The sequence below is a fragment of the Roseateles sp. Mitsp63 genome, assembly GCF_059491535.1.
In genome coordinates, this window is record NZ_CP168509.1 from 5,470,858 (window position 1) to 5,490,373 (window position 19,516).

Below are 19,516 nucleotides of genomic sequence, written 5' to 3' on the forward strand. Positions count from 1 at the left end.
TTTATTGCCCCCGGTATTCGTGCAATTTTGAATCATCCCATTTATTGATGGTCGCCTTGACTGCCGGAATTGCGCTGCGGGTGAGTTCCGCTGACATCCGTTCAGCGGCCAGCCGCTGACATTCCTCGACGCTATTGAACTTGTAACCCTTCATCCGCGCCTCCAAACTCTCTGCGGAGGAACGACCTGAGCCTCCTGCCCACGCCTCGTAGTCCCGGACATGATCCAGTTCGCCATTAGTGGCGAAAGCGGTAGCGGGCTTCGAAAGTCCTCCTCGAACTCGTGCGATGGTACTGAACTGAACCTTGAACTCCTTCAGCTTGGCGCCGCCCGCCTCGCATTCGCACTGAGCCGAAACCGTCCAGTCCATTGATGTATTTCCGCCGGTTCTGGGGCCGGCCGGTCTCGAAGGCATTCCCGGCATGGAGGTGTAGGGTTGGCCCGGAACCAAAGGTTCGGTCCGTCGATTTGTTGTCCATTCCAAGAGTCCAAATGGATCTACTGACATCGCGGAATGGCCGCCAACATAAGCGTACGTATTGATTCCACCCTCAAAACCGATCGGGTCAGACTGGATATATCGCCCGGTCGTCCCGTCATAGTCCCGGAAGTAGTTGTAGTTCAGCCCGGACTCGCTGTCGTAATACTGCCCCGGAAAGCGCAGGTTGAACGTGATCGGCGAAAGCCCCGCTGGCGCCTGCTCCGGCTGCGTCGTGCCGAAGGGCTCGCTGATCCAGCGCCAGCGCGCGGCACCGGTCTTGTCGATGAGCACGCGCGGTGCGTCCAGGTGATCCGCGTACGCGAGCAGGGGCAGCGGCGACGCCACCGATCCAACGATCACCACCACCGGCGTGTCGCCCAGCCAGACGAACTCCTGCACGACACCTGCGGTGTTGTACTCGCCCAGCAGATGCCCTTGCTGGTCGTACGCGAAGTCCCTCAGCCCTGCGCTGTGTTCCTTGTGCACCCGCTGCCCGCCCGCGTCGTACTGGTAGGTCGTCGTCAGGCTGTTCTTGGTGAGCGTGCCCAGCCGGTTGTCCAGCCGGATCGTCGTCGTGTACGCCAGACCCGTGTCGCTCAGCGTGTTGCCCGCCGCGTCGTAGCCGAAGCTGCGCGTAGGGTTGGCGATGCTCGTGAGCCGGTTGCTGTTGCTGGCCGTGGTGTAGGTCCGCGTCGTGGCGTTGAGCTTGACGCTGGTCCGGTTGCCGTTGGCGTCGTAGCCGATGGTCCAGGAGTTGGCCGGCGTGACGATGCCGGTGAGCCGGCCCATCTCGTCGTAGCTGAAGCTCTGGTTCATCGCCTGAGCTTCGGCGGTCACCTGGCCGGTGGTGGCATCCAGGTGGGTGTAGCTGACGATGCGGTCGGCTGCGTCGTAGGTGATGTCGCGCACCACCGAGCCGAGCGGGTAACGGACCAGGCGTCCGTATTGGTCATAGACCCGCTCCTGCAGCTTGGCGCCGGAGTTCAGCTGCATCTGCCAGCTCTGCAGAGCGCCAAAAGCCGTCAGCTGGATCTGGCTGATCAGCGGACTGGCTGTGCTGCTGGCGTCCTTGGCCAGGCTCATGCTGACCGGCTGGCCGTTGGCATAGGCGATGGTCAGCACGCGTCCCGAGGGATAGGTGATGCTGGTGATATGTCCGGCCAAGTCGTAGCCGTAGCGGGTGGTGAGCACCACTGAGCCAACGGTCTGGATCACGCTGACGACTCGGCCGAAGCCGTCGTAGCCGTACTTGGTGTTCCCGGCCGGGCTGGTGGCCGTCGTGAGACGGCCGACCCCGAAACCGAAGACGCCGTCCTTTTGGTCATAGGTCCACGAGTAGCTCAGCGTCGGCTGACCACTCTTCGTGTAGACCGCCGAGGTCATCCGATCCGCGTCGTCATATGCATAGGTGCCCAGCACGCCTCGACTGTCGGTCCTCGTGAGCAGGTTGCCGTTCGCGTCGAAGGTGCTGTTGGCGGTGCCGGTGTCGGGGCTGGTGAGCTGATTCAGATCGCCCAGACCGTTGCGCTGGTACGAGGTGACCAGTTGCCTCGGGTCCGTGACCTGCTTGAGCTGATCGAGGCCGTCGTAGCCCAGCGTCGTCACGCCGTTGCGAGCATCCGTGTTGGTCTTCACACGATCGAGCGCGTCATACGCGTTTGACGTCGCGAAGCCAAAGCCGGAGACGCCCTTGGCCTTGATGACCTTGGTCGGATTGCCCTTGGCGTCGTACTCGTAGTCCGTCACGGGCGCGGGCGAGACCGGTGGTGGTGGCAGCGTCGCCGCGTGAGCGATCGATGCGATCGCGGTGAAGGCCATTGCGATCGCAGACGCGATCACGCTCCGGCACTTGGAGTGCCTGTCTTGTCGATTCATTGCTTACTCCCTGCCCGTCGTCTGTTGCGCGCGCCCGAGCGCGTCGTACACGCGGCTCATCGTCCGCTGCAGCGTCCCCTGAGGGTCCTTCGCGGCATCCTGCGTGCTCTTGCCGTTCTGATCGAGCGCGTACTCGATGCGATTCCCCGCGGAGTCAGCGACTGCGACCAGGCGGTGGGCATCGTCGTATTCATAGGTGGCGAAGCTGCCATCCGGCTGCGTCGCCTTCTTCAGCAAGCCCGTGGGGAAATACTCGTAGCGGGTGATCGCGCCTTGCGTCGTCGTCGACAGCAGGCGCTGGCGCGCGTCGTACGCATAGGTCGTCGAGATGCCGTTCGTGTCGATCATCTCCAGCGGCTGGCCGTACGCGTTGTAGCGTGGGAACTGCGTCAGATGGCCGAGCACGTTGCCCGTCGACTGCAGGTCACCCTGCGTGTGATCGGCCGTCGTGTCGGCGTAGTACACGTTGGTCACGACCACCTTGCTCAGCGGGTTTGTCTCCGTGAGCATCTGCCCCGTGGCGTTGTAGGTCCAACTCGTGGCGCGTGCGGCCACGCCGCTTTGCGGCGTCGCGTTGAAGCCTTGCGCGCCGGTCTCATCGGTCGTCGCCTGCTCGACGCGCTTGCACAGCACGACGATGGGTTTGCCGTCCGGCAGCGTGGCCGTGGCCGGTGCGCAGCTCGCGATTGCATTGCCATTGAACGGATCCGGCTGGCCGTTGTAGACCAGCGTCGTGATGCGGCGCGGCTCCGCGGTCCTCGTCGACAGGCGCCAATCCGGATGCCACTGCGAGCTGATCATCCGGGCGCCCGCCGGCAGCGAGGCCGCCGTCACCGATTCACACGTCTTCGCCGTCGAGATGCCCTCGAAGCGCGTCACCTCCAAGTTGCGCGAGTCATAGGCCATGCAGGTGCGGCCTTCATTGAAGTCGTCGCGCTGCGTGACATTGGCTGACGGGTCGAACGAGGCGCCCGCGGTCGAGGCCGAGCATCCGGCGCCAGCCGGCTGGCTCTGCGCAGCCAGCAACTGCAGGTTCCCCACCACCGTGCCGTTCCACAGGGATTGCCGACCATCCGGCGCGGTGACCTGCGCGTCCACCGGCTTCGCATCCGTGTGCACGTGCACCCGCACGAAAGCGTCGAGCTGAGCGTCGTAGTACTCCGTCGGCTCTGCAAGCTTGGGCGGGGCCGTCCACGTGATCGTCCAGGGGTTCAGCGATCCGGACTGGGAGTAGATGGCCCGGCCCTGATCGTCATAGCGATAGGTGCCGATGCGCCCGCCGCTCTCATCCAGTCTCCCCGTCAGCAAATGGCGGAACGCGGTGTTCTCGTACAGGAACTGCTTCGTCGTCTGGTCCGCGTAGGTGATCGACGTGAGGTTCCCCGCGTCGTCATACGTCAGCGGCAGCACAGCGCCCGCTGGGTCCGTGATGCTCTTGATTGCGGCGTACTTCAGATCAACCGCCTTGTACTGGAAGGCGATCTGCCGGCCGGTCTCGTCGCGGATTGCGCTGACGAGATTCCGGCTCTCCGAGTAGTCCCCGCCCGCCGGGGTCGCGACGATGGTGTAGTCGAGCCGGCGACCGTCGATGTAGGCGATGGTCGCCAGCGTGCCATCGGCGCGGAACACCTCGATCGCGCGGGCGCTCTGGTCGAAGTACAGCATCTGCGCGCCATTGGCTCGCGGCCAGGTGTCCCGCTCCGTCGGGTCCGCCTGATCCCCGAATGACTTCCAGTTCCCCATCCCGCGTTGGAACAGCTCGATCGCCTTGGGATTGCGCTGGCTCACCCATTGCTTGTGCAGGTTGCTGAACCAGTACCGGCCGAACGAATTGGAGCCGCCTTCATGGATCGTGCCGCTTTCCGGCATCGGCACGCTCACGTAGGTCATCTTCAGCGAGTGACCGCGTCCCCAGGAAAACAGGTTCTCGGGTTGCCGCTTCACGCCGGTGAGCGGATTGATGGGGTTTCCAACCTCCGGATCCACCTCCGGTTGACGCTGGCAGCTGTCATGGATGAAGAGATCCCGGTCGATGATCGGCTTGCAGCTGCTGGCCAAGTTGTTCAGAGGCCTGGTGCGGAATTTCTCTCCGCAGGTCATCTGCAACTGGAACCACGACTCGCCGTCGAGGATGCTTGGCTCGTTCGGCTTGTAATCAAAGACCGTGGTCGACCGATACTTGTAAGTGCAAGTGGCTACGGGGAACGCGTTGGGCCTGTATTCGGGTTCTGGCTTGCAACTGGCAGGAAAGATCTCAGTCGTTTGAGTGAAATCGGAATATCTGACAGGCTTCTGCGCCTCGGCGTTCGTCGCCGACGTTGCCGCCGCACTGACCGCGTCGAAGGTGTCCCGGCAGTCCCTGGATAAGCTTCGGGTCGCATCCGAATCAACTCGGCTATAGAACCCGAGAGGTCCGTTTGGCGTCCAGAGTGTCCAGCAATCGCGCGAGGCCATTGCGGGTAAGGCGGTCAAGCCGAGGCCGGAAGCGATCAGAAGGCTGCGCAGCGGCCGTCCGGCGGGAATGAATCGATGCGTTGGGTCGCTCACGCGAGTACTCCCTGATGTGGTTTGGCAAGCCATCAGGAAGCCGCGCGCGCCACCGCGGGTGGTCGTCGCATCGTGGTCCGCCCGGGCGAGCGTCTATCGCGCTCGGCCTCGAGTCAGCCTCTCTCCCTGATTGAACGGGCGCGATTCTGCCAAAGGGAAATGACGCTGGCGGGAGATTCCCAGACCCTTACGGATATCACGGCGACGTCACGGCGTCAGGTCTTGCCTCTACCGACTCCGCATTCCGTGCCCCAAACGCAAAGCGGGCCCGCAGGCCCGCTTTCACTTTTCCGTCGCGATTTCCGCGAGGCATCCGATCAGATCGAATACCCCAGCAGCATCGCCACGCCCGGTTCCTTGTTCGGGCGCTTGAAGCCGTCGCGCGTCAGGCGGTTCATCGGGATCGCCAGCGACGCCGTCTGGAACCACTTCGCGTAGAGCTGCTCGATCTCGCCGCTCGAGTACACGTGGCTCAGCGCCCGGTCCACCGCCGACGCCAGCCGCGCATCCCCCTTGCGCATCATGATCCCGTAGGGCTCCACCGAGAACGCCAGCTGGCCCAGGCCCAGCTGGTCCAGCGCCTTCTCCTTCGACGCCAGCCCCAGCAGCAGCGCATCGTCCTGCGCGAACGCCCGCGCCTTGCCCTCGCGCAGCGCCTTGAAAGCCTCGTTGTTGTTGGCGTACTGCACCAGCTTCATCTTGGCTTCGCCCGAGTTGTTCAGCTGGTTGAACAGCTTCTCCGACGTCGTGCCCTTGCTCAGCGCGATCGTCATGCCGTCCATGTCCTTGACCGTCTCCACCTTCGAGCCATTCGGCACCAGCACCCGCATGCCGGCCACGAAGATCGTGTAGCTGAAGTCCACCTGCTCCTGCCGCGCCTTGGTGTTGGTCGTGGAGCCGCACTCCAGGTCGATCTCACCCTTCTGCAGCTTGGGAATGCGGTCCGCACCCGTCACGACCACGTAGTTCACCTTGACGTCGGGCAGCTTCAAGTCCCGCTTGATCTCGTCCACCGCCGCCAGGCACAGGTCCACCGAGTAGCCCTGCCCCTGCTTCTGCTCATTGACGAACGAGAACGGCCTTGCCGCCTCCCTCACGCCCAGCGTGATCGTGTGCGTGTCCTTGATCCGCGCCATCGTGTCGATGACGGGACCGGCTGCCAGCGCCGGCTGCGACGCAAGCGCCGCGAGGGATAAAAGGGCGGACAGGGCAGCCGCGCCGCTCAGGCGCCGGATCTCGGTGGGCATGGTGTGTGAATTTCGGCCGGTGGAAACCCTTAATTCTAGGGAGGCAGGCATGCCGACCTCGTAACGAAAGGCTCTCCGGTCCCCCACCGAGCGTGCGATAGTCACGCCGCCTCCGTTTCCGCGTCCCCCAACCGGACGCCTGCTTCATGGTGAATCCCACCACCGGGCCCGCGCCCTCCTCCGTTCCGCCGTCCGGGGAGTCCCCGCATCACGGCCCGCGCCACGGACTCGCCGCCCTCACCCTGGGCGCCCTCGGCGTCGTCTTCGGCGACATCGGCACCAGCCCGCTCTACACCATGCGCGAGGTGCTCAACCCCGCCAACGGCGTGACGCTGCAGCCCGACACCATCATCGGCGCCGTCTCCGCCATCTTCTGGGCGCTGATGCTGGTGGTGACGCTCAAGTACGTCGTCCTGATCCTGCGCGCCGACAACCGCGGCGAGGGCGGCATCATGGCGCTCACCGCCCTGGCCGTGCGCGCCGCCGGCTCGACGCCCCAGCGCCGCCGCGTGCTGCTGCTGGTCGGCGTCTGCGGCGCCGCGCTGTTCTACGGCGACAGCGTCATCACCCCCGCCATCTCGGTCATGGGCGCCGTCGAGGGACTGGAGATCGTCACCCCGTCCTTCAAGCCCTTCGTGCTGCCGATCTCGCTCGTCGTGCTCACCGGCCTGTTCCTGATCCAGCGCCATGGCTCCGCCGCCGTCGGCGTGCTGTTCGGGCCGGTCATGCTGGTCTGGTTCGCCGTCCTCGGCCTGGCCGGCGTCCACCAGATCGCCCAGACCCCCGAGATCCTGCAGGCGCTCAACCCGCTGCGCGGCCTGGAATTCCTGCGCGAGCGCGGCCCCGCCCTCTTCCTGGTCGTCGGCGCGCTGGTGCTGGCCCTGACCGGCGCCGAGGCGCTCTATGCCGACATGGGCCACTTCGGCAAGCGGCCGATCCGCCTGGCCTGGACCGCGCTGGTGCTGCCCACGCTGGCGCTCAACTACGCCGGCCAGGGCGCGCTGCTGATGCGCGATCCCGCCGCCCTGGACAACCCCTTCTTCCGCCTCTTCCCCGCCGCGGCCCTGCTGCCGGTGGTGATCCTGGCGACGCTGGCCTCGGTGATCGCATCGCAGGCAGTGATCTCCGGCGCGTTCTCGCTGACCAAGGAAGCCATCCAGCTCGGCCTGCTGCCCCGCATGCGCGTGCTCTACACCTCCAGCCACGCGATGGGCCAGGTCTACCTGCCCGCCATCAATTGGACCCTGCTGGTGGCCGTGCTGCTCGCGGTGCTGGGCTTCGAGAGCTCCTCCGCGCTGGCTTCCGCCTACGGCATCGCCGTGACGATCACCATGCTGATCACCACCGCGCTGACCTACTTCGTGGTCCGCCACGCCTGGCGTTATCCCGCGCCGCTGGCCTGGGCCGCCACCGCCGGCTTCCTGCTCGTGGACGCGGTGCTGGTGATGTCCTGCTCGCTGAAGGTGATGCAGGGCGGCTGGTTCCCGCTGGCGATGGGCCTCGTGCTGTTCGCCGTGATGGCCACCTGGCGCCGCGGCCGCGAGCTGCTGCACGCCCAGGCGGCCGGCGACGACCTGCCGCTGCGGCCCTTCCTCCAATCGCTGGAGCAGGACATCTCCGGCAACCGGCCCGAGCGCATCGCGGTCTATCCGGTCGGCGATCCGGAAGTCGTGCCGCCGGCGCTGCTGCACAACCTCAAGCATTACCAGACGCTGCACGCGCGCAACGTGCTCGTCACCGTGCGCTTCGACGAGGTGCCCTATGTCCCCGAGGACCAGCAGCTGACCGTCGAGCCGCTGCCCGCCGGGTTCTGGCGCGTGGAAGTCCGCTACGGCTTCAAGGACGAGCCCAACATCCCCGCCGCGCTGGGCCGCTGCGCGCGCCACGACCTGCAGTTCGACCCCTTCCTGGCTTCGTACTTCCTGAGCCGCGAGGTCGTGGTGCCGGCCGCCAAGGGCCAGGCCTCGGAGATGGCGCGCTGGCGCCGCCAGTTGTTCGCCACCATGGCGCGCAACGGCGGCAGCGCCGCCGACTACTTCCGGCTGCCCGACAACGTCGTCATCGAGCTGGGTTCGCGGGTGCAGCTGTAGCGCCCGCGGCCGGCGCGCCGCGCACCAGCTGGCGCATCAGCAGCGCCGCGACGGCCGTCGAGACGATGACGACGTAGCCGACATGGTCGAAGTCGTTGACATGGCCGTCCGGGCCGATGAACACGATGTGGCCCGCCACCAGCGAGGCCAGCCCGCCCGCGAGCTGCTGCAGCGCCGAGTTGATCGCGTTGAACGAGCCGCGCTGCTCCGGCGAGGGCACGCCCGCGAGCGTCGCCTGCGCCGGGATCATGCGCGAGAAGATGCCCACGAACATCACCACGTTCACCAGGATCAGCACCCATAGCGGCGACACGCCGAGCCGGGTGTAGAAGGCCACCATCGCGATCGTGATCACGCAGCCCGTATAGAACACCGGCATCGCGCCGAGCCGGTCGGCCAGGCGGCCGATCAGCGGCGAGAACACCAGCGTGCAGATGCCGGTGATCAGATAGATGATGGGCAGCTGGTCCAGCGGGATGCCGACGTTGTGCACCACGAAGGCGCTGGCGAAGGGCATCAGCATGAAGCCGCCGGTCGTCAGCAGCGCGGTCAGCGCGAAGGCCAGCTGCTGGCGCGGGATGCGGACCGTCTGCAGCAGATGGCGCGAGGCGCTGTGCTGGCCCGTGCCCGCCGCCCCGAGGTGCGCGTTCACCGGCTGCAGCTTGAGCGCGATCACCAGCAGCGCGATCAGCCCGAACAGCACGATCGCCAGGAAAGGCGCGTGCCAGTCGTACCGGGCCAGGTAGATCGAGAACGGCAGCCCCAGCACCTGGCTGGCCGCGAAACCGCCTTGCAGCAGGCCCATCACCCGGCCGCGCTGCGCGGGCGGGAACAGGTCGGCGGTGATCGCCATGATGATCGAGCCGATGACGCCGCCGAACAGCCCGGTGACGATGCGCGCCGCCAGCAGCGAGACGAAGCTCGTCGCCAGCCCGCACCACAGCGTGCCCAGCAGGAAGCCGCCGAAGAAGAACAGCAACAGCCGCTTGCGGTCGAAGCGGTCGGCGAAGCCGGCCGTCAGCAGGCCCGCGACGCCGGCGCTGAACGCGTAGGCCGAGACGGCCGTGCCGAACTCGCCCGAGCTCATCTTCAGCGCCGGCATGATCATCACGCCCAGCGGCGACATGATCATGAAGTCCAGCACCACGGAGAACTGCAGCAGCGCCATCAGCGCGGCGGCAAGCTTCTGATAGGGCGTGAACGCCTGCATCGCGGCGGGCGTTCCGGGCTGAGCCCCGGCGGGCACGGTGGACGGGGCCGGCCCGGAAGAAGTGGATTTGCTTTCTGGCATGGGGCGCGATTCTGCGCATGCCCGGTATCCACTGCGTAAAGACATGCCTGCGATGCGGGAAACCCCGAGGCGCCAATCCCACGTCACCGGAAACAGGGGGTGAAGCGCGGAGGCGCCAGGTCTAGACTGACGGCACGCCGGCAGGCAGTCCCGCGCATCGACGCACGCGAGTGCGCGCGCGAAAGGACGCCGGCGCGGATCAGGGAGTCGATCTGATCGGTCGGGGCGGTTGATGCCGAGCCGTGAAGCGCTACTCCGGATCATCGAGATCCACAGCCAGGTCGCCCAGCTGGGCCTGGACCTCGCGGGCGTGATGTCCCTGTCGGTCCATGGCACGCTGGACCTGGTCGACGCCGACGGCGCCGCCATCGAGCTCGCCGAGGGCGAGGACCTCGTCTACCGCGCCGTCGCGGGCGCGGCCTCGCATCAGCTCGGCGTGCGCGTGCGGCGCGAGGGCAGCCTCTCGGGCACCTGCCTGCGCCAGGGCATCCCGCTGATCTGCGAGGACATCGAGTCCGACAGCCGCGTCGACCTGGAGGCCTGCCGCCGCGTCGGCCTGCGTTCCATGGTCGTGTTGCCGCTGGTGCATCAAGGCACGCCGGTGGGCGTGCTCAAGGCGTTCTCATCACGCACGCATTGCTTCGGCAGCAGCCAGGTGGACGTGCTCTCGCTGATGTCCAAGGTGCTCGGCGCTGCGATGTACTGGGCCACCCGTTACGGGCGCGATGACCTCTTCCATCGCGCCACCCACGACGACATGACCGGCCTGGCGAATCGCTCGCTCTTCATGGACCGTTTGCGCCATGCGACCGCCGAAGTCGAACGCGGCGATCCGCCGATCGCCGTCGTGCTGCTGGACATGGACGGGCTCAAGCGCATCAATGACACGCTGGGCCACGCCGCCGGCGATGCCGCGCTGATCGAGTTCAGCCGCCGCCTGGCGACCGCGACGCGCGAGTCCGACACCGTTGCCCGCCTGGGCGGCGACGAGTTCGCCATCCTGCTGACGCACGCCGGATCGGCGGCGGTGCTGGAGTCGACGCTGGAGCGGATCCATTCGGCGGTCGAGGGCCCCTTCCCGTACATCGAACGCGTGCTGCGACTGCGCGCGAGCATGGGCGCGTCACGCTGTCCCGAGGACTGGCGCGACGCCACGGCGCTGATGGAGTGCGCCGACATGCGCATGTACGAGGCCAAGCGCGCGCGCCAGGGCGTGGACCGGACCGGCCCGATACCGCTCGAGCCCAGCTTCTGACGGACGGCCTCCGCCACGTCTGCGCCGCGGGCCGCCGCATCCCTGCGCGCGATGGCGTGCGATGGCGTGCGAAGCGCACATCCGGCGCGGGAAGCCGCGCATGTCCGGATTCCCTTGTCATGGCCGCTGCTGATAATGGCCCGGACAGCAGGAGCCAGCGAGGGAGGAGCCGATGACCGACATGGTGTTCGCCGACGAGCTGCCGGAACCGGGGGAGGACACCCGGACGCGCGTGCTCGATCCGTGGGTGGTGATGATCGTCGACGACGATCCCGCGGTGCATCAGGTGACGCAGCTGGTGATGGCGGACTTCGAGTTCGCGGGCCGCCGGCTGCAGTTCCTCAATGCCTACAACGGCTCCGAGGCGCGCGACCTGCTGCGCGACCGCCATGACATCGCGCTGATCCTGCTGGACGTGGTGATGGAGTCGGAGCACGCCGGGCTGGACGTGGCGCGCTTCATCCGCGAGGAACTGCGCAACACGCAGGTGCGCATCGTGCTGCGCACCGGGCAGCCCGGGCAGGCGCCCGAGGAACACGTCATCAAGACCTACGACATCAACGACTACAAGGAGAAGACGGAGCTGACCAAGCGCAAGCTGATCACCGTCTTCTACTCGGCGCTGCGCTCGTACCGGGACATCGTCATCCTGTCGCAATCGCGCGCGGCGCTGCGGCGCTCGATCGACGCGATCACCCAGTTGCATGACTCCAGCAGCCTGCGCCACTTCGCGTCGGCGCTGCTGGAGCAGGTGGGGCACATGCTGGGCTACGAAGCGAAGGGGCTGTGCGCGAGCCGCATGTACGCCGCCTCGCACGCCGAAGGCCGGCTGCGCGTGCTGGCGGCCACCTCCGAATACCACGGGCTGCTGGCCGACGCGCAGGTCTCCGACCTGCCCGGCGACGTGCGCGAGGCGCTGGACCGCGCGCTGCTCACGCGCCGCAGCAGCTTCGAGGACGGGCGCTTCATCGGCTACTACCGGACCTATTCGGGCAACGAGAGCCTGCTCTACATGGTGTTGTCGGATCCGCTCGACGACGAGGGCCGCGAGCTGCTGGACATCTTCTGCGCCAACGTCGCGATCGCGTACGAAGGGCTGCTGGAGCGCGAGCGCTCGCGCTGAGCCCGCCCGTATGATCGCGGCCGTTTCGTCGGTCCCGGTCATGCATCAATTCCGCCTGTTCTTCGTCGCCCTGCAGTTCTTCACCCGCGTGCCGGTGCCGCGCTGGGTCGGCTTCGAGCCGGCCTGGCTGCAGCAATGCGCGCGCTACTTCCCGCTGGTCGGCCTGGTGGTGGGCGGGTTCTCGGCGCTGGTGCTGTGGGCGGCGCAGCTGGTGTTCCCGGCGACCGTCGCGGTCGGGCTCGCGATGGCCGCGAGCGTCTGGCTCACCGGCGGCTTCCACGAGGACGGCCTGGCCGACAGCTGCGACGCGCTGGGCGGCGCGGTGTCGCGGGAGAAGGCGCTGGCGATCATGAAGGACTCGCGCATCGGCAGCTACGGCGCGCTGGGGCTGATCCTGGTGCTGGGCCTGAAGGCGACCGTGCTGCTGGGACTGGTCGATACCGACCCGGCGCTGGCCTTGCTGGCGGTGGTGTGGGCGCACGTGGCATCGCGCGCGGCACCGGTCTGGCTGCTGCATGCGCTGCCCTACGCCGGCGATGCCGAGCACGCGAAGGCCAAGCCGCTGGCGACGCAGATCAGCGGCCCGGGCCTGACGATCGCGCTGGGCCTGGTGGTGCTGGCGAGCCTGGCCGGCGCCTGGCTGATGCCCGAGAACGTGCCGCTGATGCTGGGCGCGGTGGTGGTGTCGGCGGGGCTGACCTTCTACATGCAGTCGATGCTGGATCGCCGCCTGCGCGGCTACACCGGCGACACGCTGGGCGCGACGCAGCAGATCGTGGAGCTGGGCGCGCTGATGGCCTTCCTGGCGCTGGCGCCGCTGTTCCCGGCGGAGTGACGCGATGACGTCGGGCGCGTCGAGCGAGCCGGGATCGCCAGGATCGCCGCAATTGCCGGAGGCGCCCATCCTCGTGTGGCGCCATCCGCGCCCCGAAGGCGCGAAAGGCCTGTGCGTCGGCGCACGCTGCGACCTGCCGGTGGACCGGCGCCGCGCGAAGCGGCTCGCCCGGCGCATTCAATCCCATGCGCGCCGGCACCGGCTGGCGCATGAGGTCTGGACGTCGCCACTGCGGCGCTGCGCCGAGGTCGGACGCTGGTTGAGGCGCTGGGGCTGGCGGCATCGCATCGACGCGGCGCTCGCGGAGATCGACTTCGGCGCCTGGGATGGCCGGCCGTGGGCGAAGATTCCGAAGGCGGAGATCGATGCGTGGGTCGCCGACTTCGCGCGCCACGCGCCGGAAGGCGGCGAACCGCTGGCAGCGCTGCTGGAGCGCGTGTCAGTCTGGTCCAAGGGCGCGCTGGTGGTCAGCCATGGCGGATGGATGCTGGCGCGCCGATGGCGGCAGACGCATCCGCACGAGTCCCCGCAGGCGGATCGCTGGCCGGCTCCGCCGGCCTACGGCGAGCGCTGGACGCTTTGATCCTCAGCTATCGAGTCACTTGTTCAAGCGCCCATCCAGGCAGGCCGATGACTCAAGCCGTGTGCTGCGTCAGCCGCACGTACTTCTGCATCAAGGTCTCGCGCGATTCGACGTGCGCCGGATTCACCGGAATGCAGGCCACCGGGCACAACATCGCGCATTGCGGCTCGTCGAAGTGACCGACGCACTCGGTGCACTTGCCCGGGTCGATCCGATAGAACTCCTCGCCCATCGAGATCGCCTGGTTCGGGCACTCCGGCTCGCACACGTCGCAGTTGATGCATTCATCCGTGATCATCAAGGCCATGGCTTACTGCTCCACGCGGTTCCTGGCGACGCGCTCTTCCAGCCGCTCCCGCACCAGCGGCGAGACGAACTTGGACACCTCGCCGCCCAGCGTCGCGATCTCGCGCACGAAGGTCGACGAAATGAACTGGTAATGGTCCGACGGCGCCAGGAACACCGTCTCGACCTCCGGCATCAGCTGCCGGTTCATGCCGGCCATCTGGAATTCATATTCGAAGTCGGACACCGCCCGCAGCCCGCGCACCACGACCTTGCCGTCGTTCTGCAGCACGAAGTCGCGCAGCAGCCCCTTGAAGGCCAGCACCTCGACATTGGGATAGGGCGCCACCAGCTCGCGCGCCATCTCGAGCCGCTCGTCGACGCCGAACATCGTCTTCTTGTGATGCCCCGCCGCGACCGCCAGCACCAGCCGCTCGAACAGCCGGCTGGCGCGGCGCACCAGATCCTCGTGGCCGAGGGTCATCGGGTCGAAGGTGCCGGGGTAGACGGCGGTCAGCAGGGTCTGCGAGGTCATGGGCGCGGATTATCCGCCGCGGCGCAGCAGACGGTAGTGCACCGCCCCGGCCCGCCCTTCCTTCCACACGGACAAGCCCAGCGCCTCGGGCGCGGCCACCGGCTCCGGCGACTCCAGGTAGATCAACCCATGCTCGGCCAGCAGCGGCGCCGCGGCCGTCAGCGCCTGGGCGAACAGGTCCTGCGCGAACGGCGGATCCAGGAACACCAGGTCGAAGCTCCCAGGCGCCGCGCGCCGCATCCACGCCAGCGCATCGGCGTTCTCTATCGTCATCGGGACCGAGCCGTCCTTGTCGAGCCGCTTCAGAGTCGTCTTCAGCGCGGCAGCCAGCCTGCCGTCGCGCTCCAGCAGCACGACCTTGGCCGCGCCGCGCGAGGCGGCCTCGAAGCCCAGCGCGCCGCTGCCCGCGAAGGCATCCAGCACGCGCCAGCCGTCCAGGTCCTGGCCGAGCCAGTTGAAGACGGTTTCCCGCACGCGGTCCGGCGTGGGCCGCAGGCCCTCGCTGACCGGCACCGGCAGCTTCGAGCGCTTCCAGAGGCCGCCGACGATGCGCACCTCGCCGGGCCCGCCGCGCGCCTTGGCGCGCGCTTCCTGGGCGCCGCTCATTGACGGACCGGAATGCCCTGCGACGCCATCAGCGCCTTGGCCTCGCCCACCGTGTGGTCGCCGTAATGGAAGATGCTCGCCGCCAGCACCGCGTCGGCGCCGCCCTGGGTGATGCCGTCGGCCAGGTCCTGCAGCGAGCCCACGCCGCCGGAGGCGATCACCGGCACGCCCACCGCGTCCGAGACCGCGCGCGTCAGCGCCAGGTCGAAGCCGCTCCTGGTGCCGTCGCGGTCCATGCTGGTCAGCAGGATCTCGCCCGCGCCGAGTTCAGCCATCCTCGTGGCCCACTCGATCGCGTCCAGGCCCGTGTTCTTGCGGCCGCCATGCGTGTACACGTCCCAGCCGGCGCTGCCGTCGGCGTTCACGCGCCGCTTCGCGTCGATGGCCACGACGATGCACTGCGCGCCGTATTTCTCCGACGCCGCGCGGATCAGTTCCGGATCCGCCACCGCCGCCGAGTTGAAGCTGACCTTGTCCGCGCCGGCATTCAGCAGGCGCCGCACGTCCGCGACCGCGCGCACGCCGCCGCCGACCGTCAGCGGAATGAACACCTGCGACGCGACCCGCTCGATGATCGGCAGGATCAGGTCGCGGCCGTCGCTGGTCGCGGTGATGTCGAGGAAGGTCAGCTCGTCCGCGCCCTGCTCGTTGTAGCGGGCGGCGATCTCGACCGGATCGCCGGCATCGCGCAGCTCGACGAAGTTGACGCCCTTCACGACGCGACCGCCGGTCACGTCCAGGCACGGGATGATCCGCTTGGCCAGCACCGCTCAGGCCCCGTTCAGCTCGTCGGCGCGCTGCTGCGCGGCGGCGAAGTCGAGGTCGCCGGTGTAGATCGCGCGGCCGCAGATCACGCCGCCGACGCCCTCGGACTCGACCGCGCACAGCGCCTCGATGTCCCTCAGGTTCGACAGCCCGCCCGAGGCGATCACCGGAATCGACAGCGCCCGCGCCAGCGTCACCGTCGCGTCGATGTTGATGCCGGTCAGCATGCCGTCGCGGCCGATGTCGGTGTAGATCACGCCCTCGACGCCGTAGTCCTCGAACTTCTTGGCCAGGTCCACGACCTCATGGCCGGTCAGCTTGCTCCAGCCATCGGTGGCGACCTTGCCGTCCTTGGCGTCCAGGCCCACGATGATGTGGCCGCCGAAGGCCGACGCCGCGTCCTTCAGGAAGCCGGGGTTCTTCACCGCCGCGGTGCCGATGATCACGTACGACAGGCCGTCGTCCAGGTAGCGCTCGATCGTGTCCAGGTCGCGGATGCCGCCGCCCAGCTGCACCGGGATGTCGTCGCCGACCTCGCGCAGGATGGCCTTGATGGCGGCCTCGTTGACCGGCTTGCCGGCGAAGGCGCCGTTCAGGTCCACCAGGTGCAGACGCCGGGCACCGGCGTCCACCCATCGGCGGGCCATCTCGGCCGGGTCCTCGCCGAAGGTGGTGGAGTCGTTCATGTCGCCTTGCTTGAGGCGGACGCACTTGCCGTCTTTCAGGTCGATCGCGGGAATCAGCAGCATGGCCGAGTGGGCTGAGGGTGGGGAAAGGAGGACGCGGAAACCCGGGAATGGCGCTTCCAACGCGCGGCGGGAAGCCGCGGGTCAGGGCTTCCAGTGCAGGAAATTGCGGTACAGGGCAAGCCCGGACGCGGCACTTTTCTCGGGGTGGAATTGGGTGGCAAAAATGTTATCCCTCGCCACCGCGCAGGTAAAGCTCAGGCCGTACTCGCTCTCCCCGGCGCTGTCGCGCGGGTCCGACGTCTCGGCATAAAAACTGTGGACGAAATAGAACCAGCTCTCGTCCGGCACCTGGCCCCAGACCGGGTGGGCCTGGCGCTGGCGCACGCGGTTCCAGCCCATCTGCGGCACCTTGTAGCGGCTGCCGTCGGGCTGCAGCTGCCCGTCCAGCCGGAAGCGCTTCACGCGGCCGGGAATCAGGCCCAGGCCCGGCGTGTCCTGCTCCTCGCTATGGTCCAGCAGCATCTGCATGCCGACGCACACGCCCATCAGCGGCTTGTTGGCCGCCGCGTCCAGCACCGCCTCCTTCATGCCGCTGCCGGCGAGCTCGCGCATGCAGTCGCGCATCGCGCCCTGGCCGGGCAGCACGATGCGCTCGGCGGCCAGCACGTCCTCCGGCCGCGACGTGATCACGACCCGCACGCCCTGGTCCTGCGCCGCGGCCATCACCGCCTGCGAGACCGAGCGCAGGTTGCCCATGCCGTAGTCGACCACGGCGACGGTCCGGGGGGCGCTGCTCACAGCGTCCCCTTCGTCGACGGGATGACGCCGGCCGAGCGCGGATCCAGCGTCATCGCCATGCGCAGCGCGCGGCCGAAGGCCTTGAACATCGTCTCGCACTGGTGGTGCGCGTTGTGGCCCTTGAGGTTGTCCACGTGCAGCGACACCAGCGCGTGGTTGACGAAGCCCTGGAAGAACTCGTAGGTCAGCTGCGTGTCGAAGGCGCCGACCGAGCCGGCGGTGAACTTGACGTCCATCTCCAGGCCGGGCCGGCCGGAGAAGTCGATCACCACGCGCGACAGCGCCTCGTCCAGCGGCACGTAGCTGTGGCCGTAGCGGGTGAGGCCCTTCTTGTCGCCGATCGCCTGCGCGACCGCCATGCCCAGCGTGATGCCGACGTCCTCGACGGTGTGGTGGCCGTCGATGTGCAGGTCGCCCTTGGCCTCGATGTCCAGGTCGATCAGCCCGTGGCGGGCGATCTGGTCGAGCATGTGGTCGAAGAAGCCGATGCCGGTGTTCAGCGTCGACTGGCCGGTGCCGTCCAGGTTGACGCGCACGCGGATCTGCGTTTCCTTGGTGTCGCGGCGGACTTCGGCGATGCGTTCGGAGCTCATGGGGATTCCAGCGAAATCAGGGGGACGGGACAGCTTCAGACCGCCTCGAGGCCGGCGCCCAGCGCCGCCAGCATCGCCGCGTTCTCGTCAGGCGCGCCCACGGTCAGGCGCAGGCAGCCGGCCAGCAGCGGATGCATGCCGGAGACATTCTTGACCAGCACGCCGCGCGCCTTCAGGTCGGCATGCAGCCGGTTGGCGTCGGGCACGCGCACCAGGATCATGTTGCCTTCGCTCGGGAATGCGCGCACCAGGGGCATCGCGGCCAGCGCGGCCTGGAGCTTCTCCCGCTCGGCGCGCAGCGCGGCGGCCTGGCGCTCGTACTCGCCGGCATGTTCGAGCGCGAACAGCCCCGCTTCCGCGTTCAGCACGCTGATGTTGTAGGGCGGGCGCAGCTTGTCGATGTGATGGATCAGCTCGGCGTGGCCCATCAGGTAGCCGATGCGCACCCCGGCCAGGCCGAACTTGCTCATCGTGCGCATGATCAGCACCTGCGGATGACGCTCCATCAGCGCCATCGCGTCGCGCGCGGCGAAGGGCTGGTAGGCCTCGTCCATGACGACCAGCCCCGGCGCGGCCTGCGCGATGCGCTCGATGACGGCCTCGTCCCAGAGGTTCGCGGTGGGGTTGTTCGGGTAGGCCAGGTAGACGATCGCCGGCTGGTGCTCGGCGATCGCGGCCAGCATCGCGGCCTCGTCGAGCTCGAATTCCGCCGTCAGCGGCACGCCGACGAAGTCCAGGTGCTGGTACTTGGAGGACAGCTCGTACATGACGAAGCCGGGCACCGGCGCCAGCACGGCGACCCGCTGCCCCGGCCTGCAGACCGCCATCGCGAGCAGCGAGATCAGCTCGTCCGAGCCGTTGCCCAGCATCAGCGCCTTGCCCTGCGGCAGCTTCGCGTGATCGGCCAGCGCCTGCGCCAGTTGCTGAGTGCGTTCGCCCGGATAGCGGTTGATCGCGACGGCGCCCAGACGCTCGCCCAGGGCGCGCTGGAGCGCCTGCGGCAGGCGGAACGGGTTCTCCATCGCGTCCAGCTTGATCAGGCCGGCGGAGGCATGCACCTGGTACGCGTGCATCGCGCGGACGTCGTCGCGCAGCACGCCGAGGGCTCGGTCGAGGGACGCTTTCATGGGGTCACGGCCAGGGAAGGAAGGGAATCGGACGGGGAGACGCCCGCCGGCAGCGCGCGCAGCGGGTCGACGATCAGGACGCTGTCGTAGAGCTGCCCGTGCGGCAGCGCCAGGCTCAGCAGGGTCTCGCAGCCTTGCGCCTTGGCGGCGGCGACGATCAGCGCGTCGGCATAGGGCAGCGCGAAACGGCTCTCGAGCGACCACGCCGACTCGACCGTCGCGTGATCCGTCGACCACGGCGCCCAGCGCTGGTAACGGCGCACCTCGGCGCGGGCATCGCCGTTGGGCATGGCCGGCGCGATGCGCGTCGTCACCGCGCGGTAGAAGTCATTCAGCACCTGGCTAGAGCTTCGGCCCAGCCGCCGCTGCCACAGCACGCGCAGCCAGAGCATCGCCTGCGCCCGTCTCGCGGGGTCGGCGCCGTCCTCGCTCAGGATCAGCACCGAGGTGTCGACGAACACCGGACAGGTCAGCTCGATGGAAGCGCCGATGGAAGCGTCGATGGCGGTGCTCACAGCAGCTCCCGTCCCGGGTAGGGCTGGCCGTCGGAAGCCCAGGTGCGCTCGCGATGCAGCCAGTCCTGCAACGCGCGCTCGTAGGCGTCGTCGTGGCGCATCTTCTCGGCGAGCAGCTCGCCCACCAGGCGCGACACGCTCGTGTTGCGCCGCGCCGCCTCCAGCCTCGCCCACTCGGCGACGCTGTCTTCCATGGTGACGGTGACGTTCTTCATGAGGGCCGCAGGGTAACACGAAGTTCGTGTTGCACGAACTTCGTGTGCCGTGAAGCCCTGG

19 protein-coding genes are annotated in these 19,516 nt (G+C 68.0%); 5 read left to right on the plus strand and 14 right to left on the minus strand.

Translation table 11 applies throughout. The features are described from left to right. Position 1 precedes the first annotated feature (1 nt). The 3 genes from ACEN96_RS23745 to ACEN96_RS23755 all read right to left on the minus strand — a co-directional run bounded on the left by ACEN96_RS23745 (position 2) and on the right by ACEN96_RS23755 (position 6,150). Positions 2-2,356: an RHS repeat domain-containing protein gene (locus ACEN96_RS23745; protein ID WP_495585487.1), complete on the minus strand. Its 2,355-nt coding sequence runs from the start codon at positions 2,354-2,356 to the stop codon at positions 2-4. A gap of 3 nt (positions 2,357-2,359) precedes the next feature. Next, on the minus strand, positions 2,360-4,903 hold the full coding sequence (locus tag ACEN96_RS23750; protein ID WP_495585488.1) for an RHS repeat domain-containing protein: 2,544 nt from the start codon (positions 4,901-4,903) through the stop codon (positions 2,360-2,362). A gap of 317 nt (positions 4,904-5,220) precedes the next feature. After that, positions 5,221-6,150, minus strand: a complete 930-nt coding sequence (locus tag ACEN96_RS23755; RefSeq protein ID WP_495585489.1) for an amino acid ABC transporter substrate-binding protein — start codon at positions 6,148-6,150, stop codon at positions 5,221-5,223. A gap of 146 nt (positions 6,151-6,296) precedes the next feature. On the opposite strand from ACEN96_RS23755, the gene ACEN96_RS23760 reads away from it, so the two are divergent. After that, positions 6,297-8,240, plus strand: coding sequence for a potassium transporter Kup (locus ACEN96_RS23760; RefSeq protein ID WP_495585490.1), 1,944 nt, complete (start codon positions 6,297-6,299; stop codon positions 8,238-8,240). Here ACEN96_RS23760 and ACEN96_RS23765 read toward each other — a convergent pair. Next, positions 8,209-9,531 (minus strand): MFS transporter, encoded by a 1,323-nt coding sequence (locus ACEN96_RS23765; protein WP_495585491.1) that lies wholly within the window; start codon positions 9,529-9,531, stop codon positions 8,209-8,211. The two genes, ACEN96_RS23760 and ACEN96_RS23765, sit on opposite strands and share 32 nt — an antisense overlap. 232 nt (positions 9,532-9,763) lie before the next feature. Here ACEN96_RS23765 and ACEN96_RS23770 point away from each other — a divergent pair, with 232 nt between their 5' ends. The 4 genes from ACEN96_RS23770 to ACEN96_RS23785 all read left to right on the plus strand — a co-directional run bounded on the left by ACEN96_RS23770 (position 9,764) and on the right by ACEN96_RS23785 (position 13,327). Next, complete coding sequence (locus tag ACEN96_RS23770) at positions 9,764-10,786, plus strand: diguanylate cyclase domain-containing protein (RefSeq protein ID WP_495585492.1); 1,023 nt, start codon at positions 9,764-9,766, stop codon at positions 10,784-10,786. A 172-nt stretch (positions 10,787-10,958) separates the two neighbouring features. Then, positions 10,959-11,909, plus strand: a complete 951-nt coding sequence (locus ACEN96_RS23775; protein ID WP_495585493.1) for a DUF3369 domain-containing protein — start codon at positions 10,959-10,961, stop codon at positions 11,907-11,909. Positions 11,910-11,949: 40 nt separating this feature from the next. After that, complete coding sequence (locus ACEN96_RS23780; RefSeq protein WP_495585494.1) at positions 11,950-12,744, plus strand: adenosylcobinamide-GDP ribazoletransferase; 795 nt, start codon at positions 11,950-11,952, stop codon at positions 12,742-12,744. Positions 12,745-12,796: 52 nt separating this feature from the next. Then, positions 12,797-13,327, plus strand: coding sequence for a histidine phosphatase family protein (locus tag ACEN96_RS23785; RefSeq protein WP_495585495.1), 531 nt, complete (start codon positions 12,797-12,799; stop codon positions 13,325-13,327). A 52-nt stretch (positions 13,328-13,379) separates the two neighbouring features. Here ACEN96_RS23785 and ACEN96_RS23790 read toward each other — a convergent pair whose 3' ends face one another. The 10 genes from ACEN96_RS23790 to ACEN96_RS23835 all read right to left on the minus strand — a co-directional run bounded on the left by ACEN96_RS23790 (position 13,380) and on the right by ACEN96_RS23835 (position 19,455). After that, entirely contained in the window at positions 13,380-13,634 is a 255-nt protein-coding gene (locus ACEN96_RS23790; protein WP_495585496.1) for a YfhL family 4Fe-4S dicluster ferredoxin, read from the minus strand. A gap of 3 nt (positions 13,635-13,637) precedes the next feature. Then, positions 13,638-14,147 carry a pantetheine-phosphate adenylyltransferase gene (gene coaD, locus ACEN96_RS23795; protein ID WP_495585497.1) on the minus strand — a complete coding sequence of 170 codons (510 nt, stop codon included), beginning with the start codon at positions 14,145-14,147 and terminating at the stop codon, positions 13,638-13,640. A 9-nt stretch (positions 14,148-14,156) separates the two neighbouring features. After that, positions 14,157-14,753 carry a 16S rRNA (guanine(966)-N(2))-methyltransferase RsmD gene (gene rsmD, locus ACEN96_RS23800; protein ID WP_495585498.1) on the minus strand — a complete coding sequence of 199 codons (597 nt, stop codon included), beginning with the start codon at positions 14,751-14,753 and terminating at the stop codon, positions 14,157-14,159. Continuing rightward, positions 14,750-15,520 carry an imidazole glycerol phosphate synthase subunit HisF gene (gene hisF, locus ACEN96_RS23805; RefSeq protein ID WP_495585499.1) on the minus strand — a complete coding sequence of 257 codons (771 nt, stop codon included), beginning with the start codon at positions 15,518-15,520 and terminating at the stop codon, positions 14,750-14,752. The genes rsmD and hisF overlap by 4 nt, the downstream gene beginning before the upstream one ends. A 3-nt stretch (positions 15,521-15,523) precedes the next feature. Beyond that, positions 15,524-16,267, minus strand: a complete 744-nt coding sequence (gene hisA / locus ACEN96_RS23810) for a 1-(5-phosphoribosyl)-5-[(5-phosphoribosylamino)methylideneamino]imidazole-4-carboxamide isomerase (protein ID WP_495585500.1) — start codon at positions 16,265-16,267, stop codon at positions 15,524-15,526. An 81-nt stretch (positions 16,268-16,348) separates the two neighbouring features. Beyond that, positions 16,349-17,005 (minus strand): imidazole glycerol phosphate synthase subunit HisH, encoded by a 657-nt coding sequence (gene hisH / locus ACEN96_RS23815; RefSeq protein WP_495585501.1) that lies wholly within the window; start codon positions 17,003-17,005, stop codon positions 16,349-16,351. Beyond that, a complete protein-coding gene (hisB, locus tag ACEN96_RS23820) occupies positions 17,002-17,598 on the minus strand; it encodes an imidazoleglycerol-phosphate dehydratase HisB (protein WP_495585502.1) in 597 nt (198 codons plus the stop codon). Before hisB ends, hisH begins: the two co-directional genes overlap by 4 nt. A 35-nt stretch (positions 17,599-17,633) precedes the next feature. Continuing rightward, positions 17,634-18,725 carry a histidinol-phosphate transaminase gene (gene hisC / locus ACEN96_RS23825; protein ID WP_495585503.1) on the minus strand — a complete coding sequence of 364 codons (1,092 nt, stop codon included), beginning with the start codon at positions 18,723-18,725 and terminating at the stop codon, positions 17,634-17,636. Next, positions 18,722-19,240: a PIN domain-containing protein gene (locus tag ACEN96_RS23830; RefSeq protein WP_495585504.1), complete on the minus strand. Its 519-nt coding sequence runs from the start codon at positions 19,238-19,240 to the stop codon at positions 18,722-18,724. Before ACEN96_RS23830 ends, hisC begins: the two co-directional genes overlap by 4 nt. Then, complete coding sequence (locus ACEN96_RS23835; RefSeq protein ID WP_495585505.1) at positions 19,237-19,455, minus strand: CopG family transcriptional regulator; 219 nt, start codon at positions 19,453-19,455, stop codon at positions 19,237-19,239. Before ACEN96_RS23835 ends, ACEN96_RS23830 begins: the two co-directional genes overlap by 4 nt. Positions 19,456-19,516 lie beyond the last annotated feature (61 nt).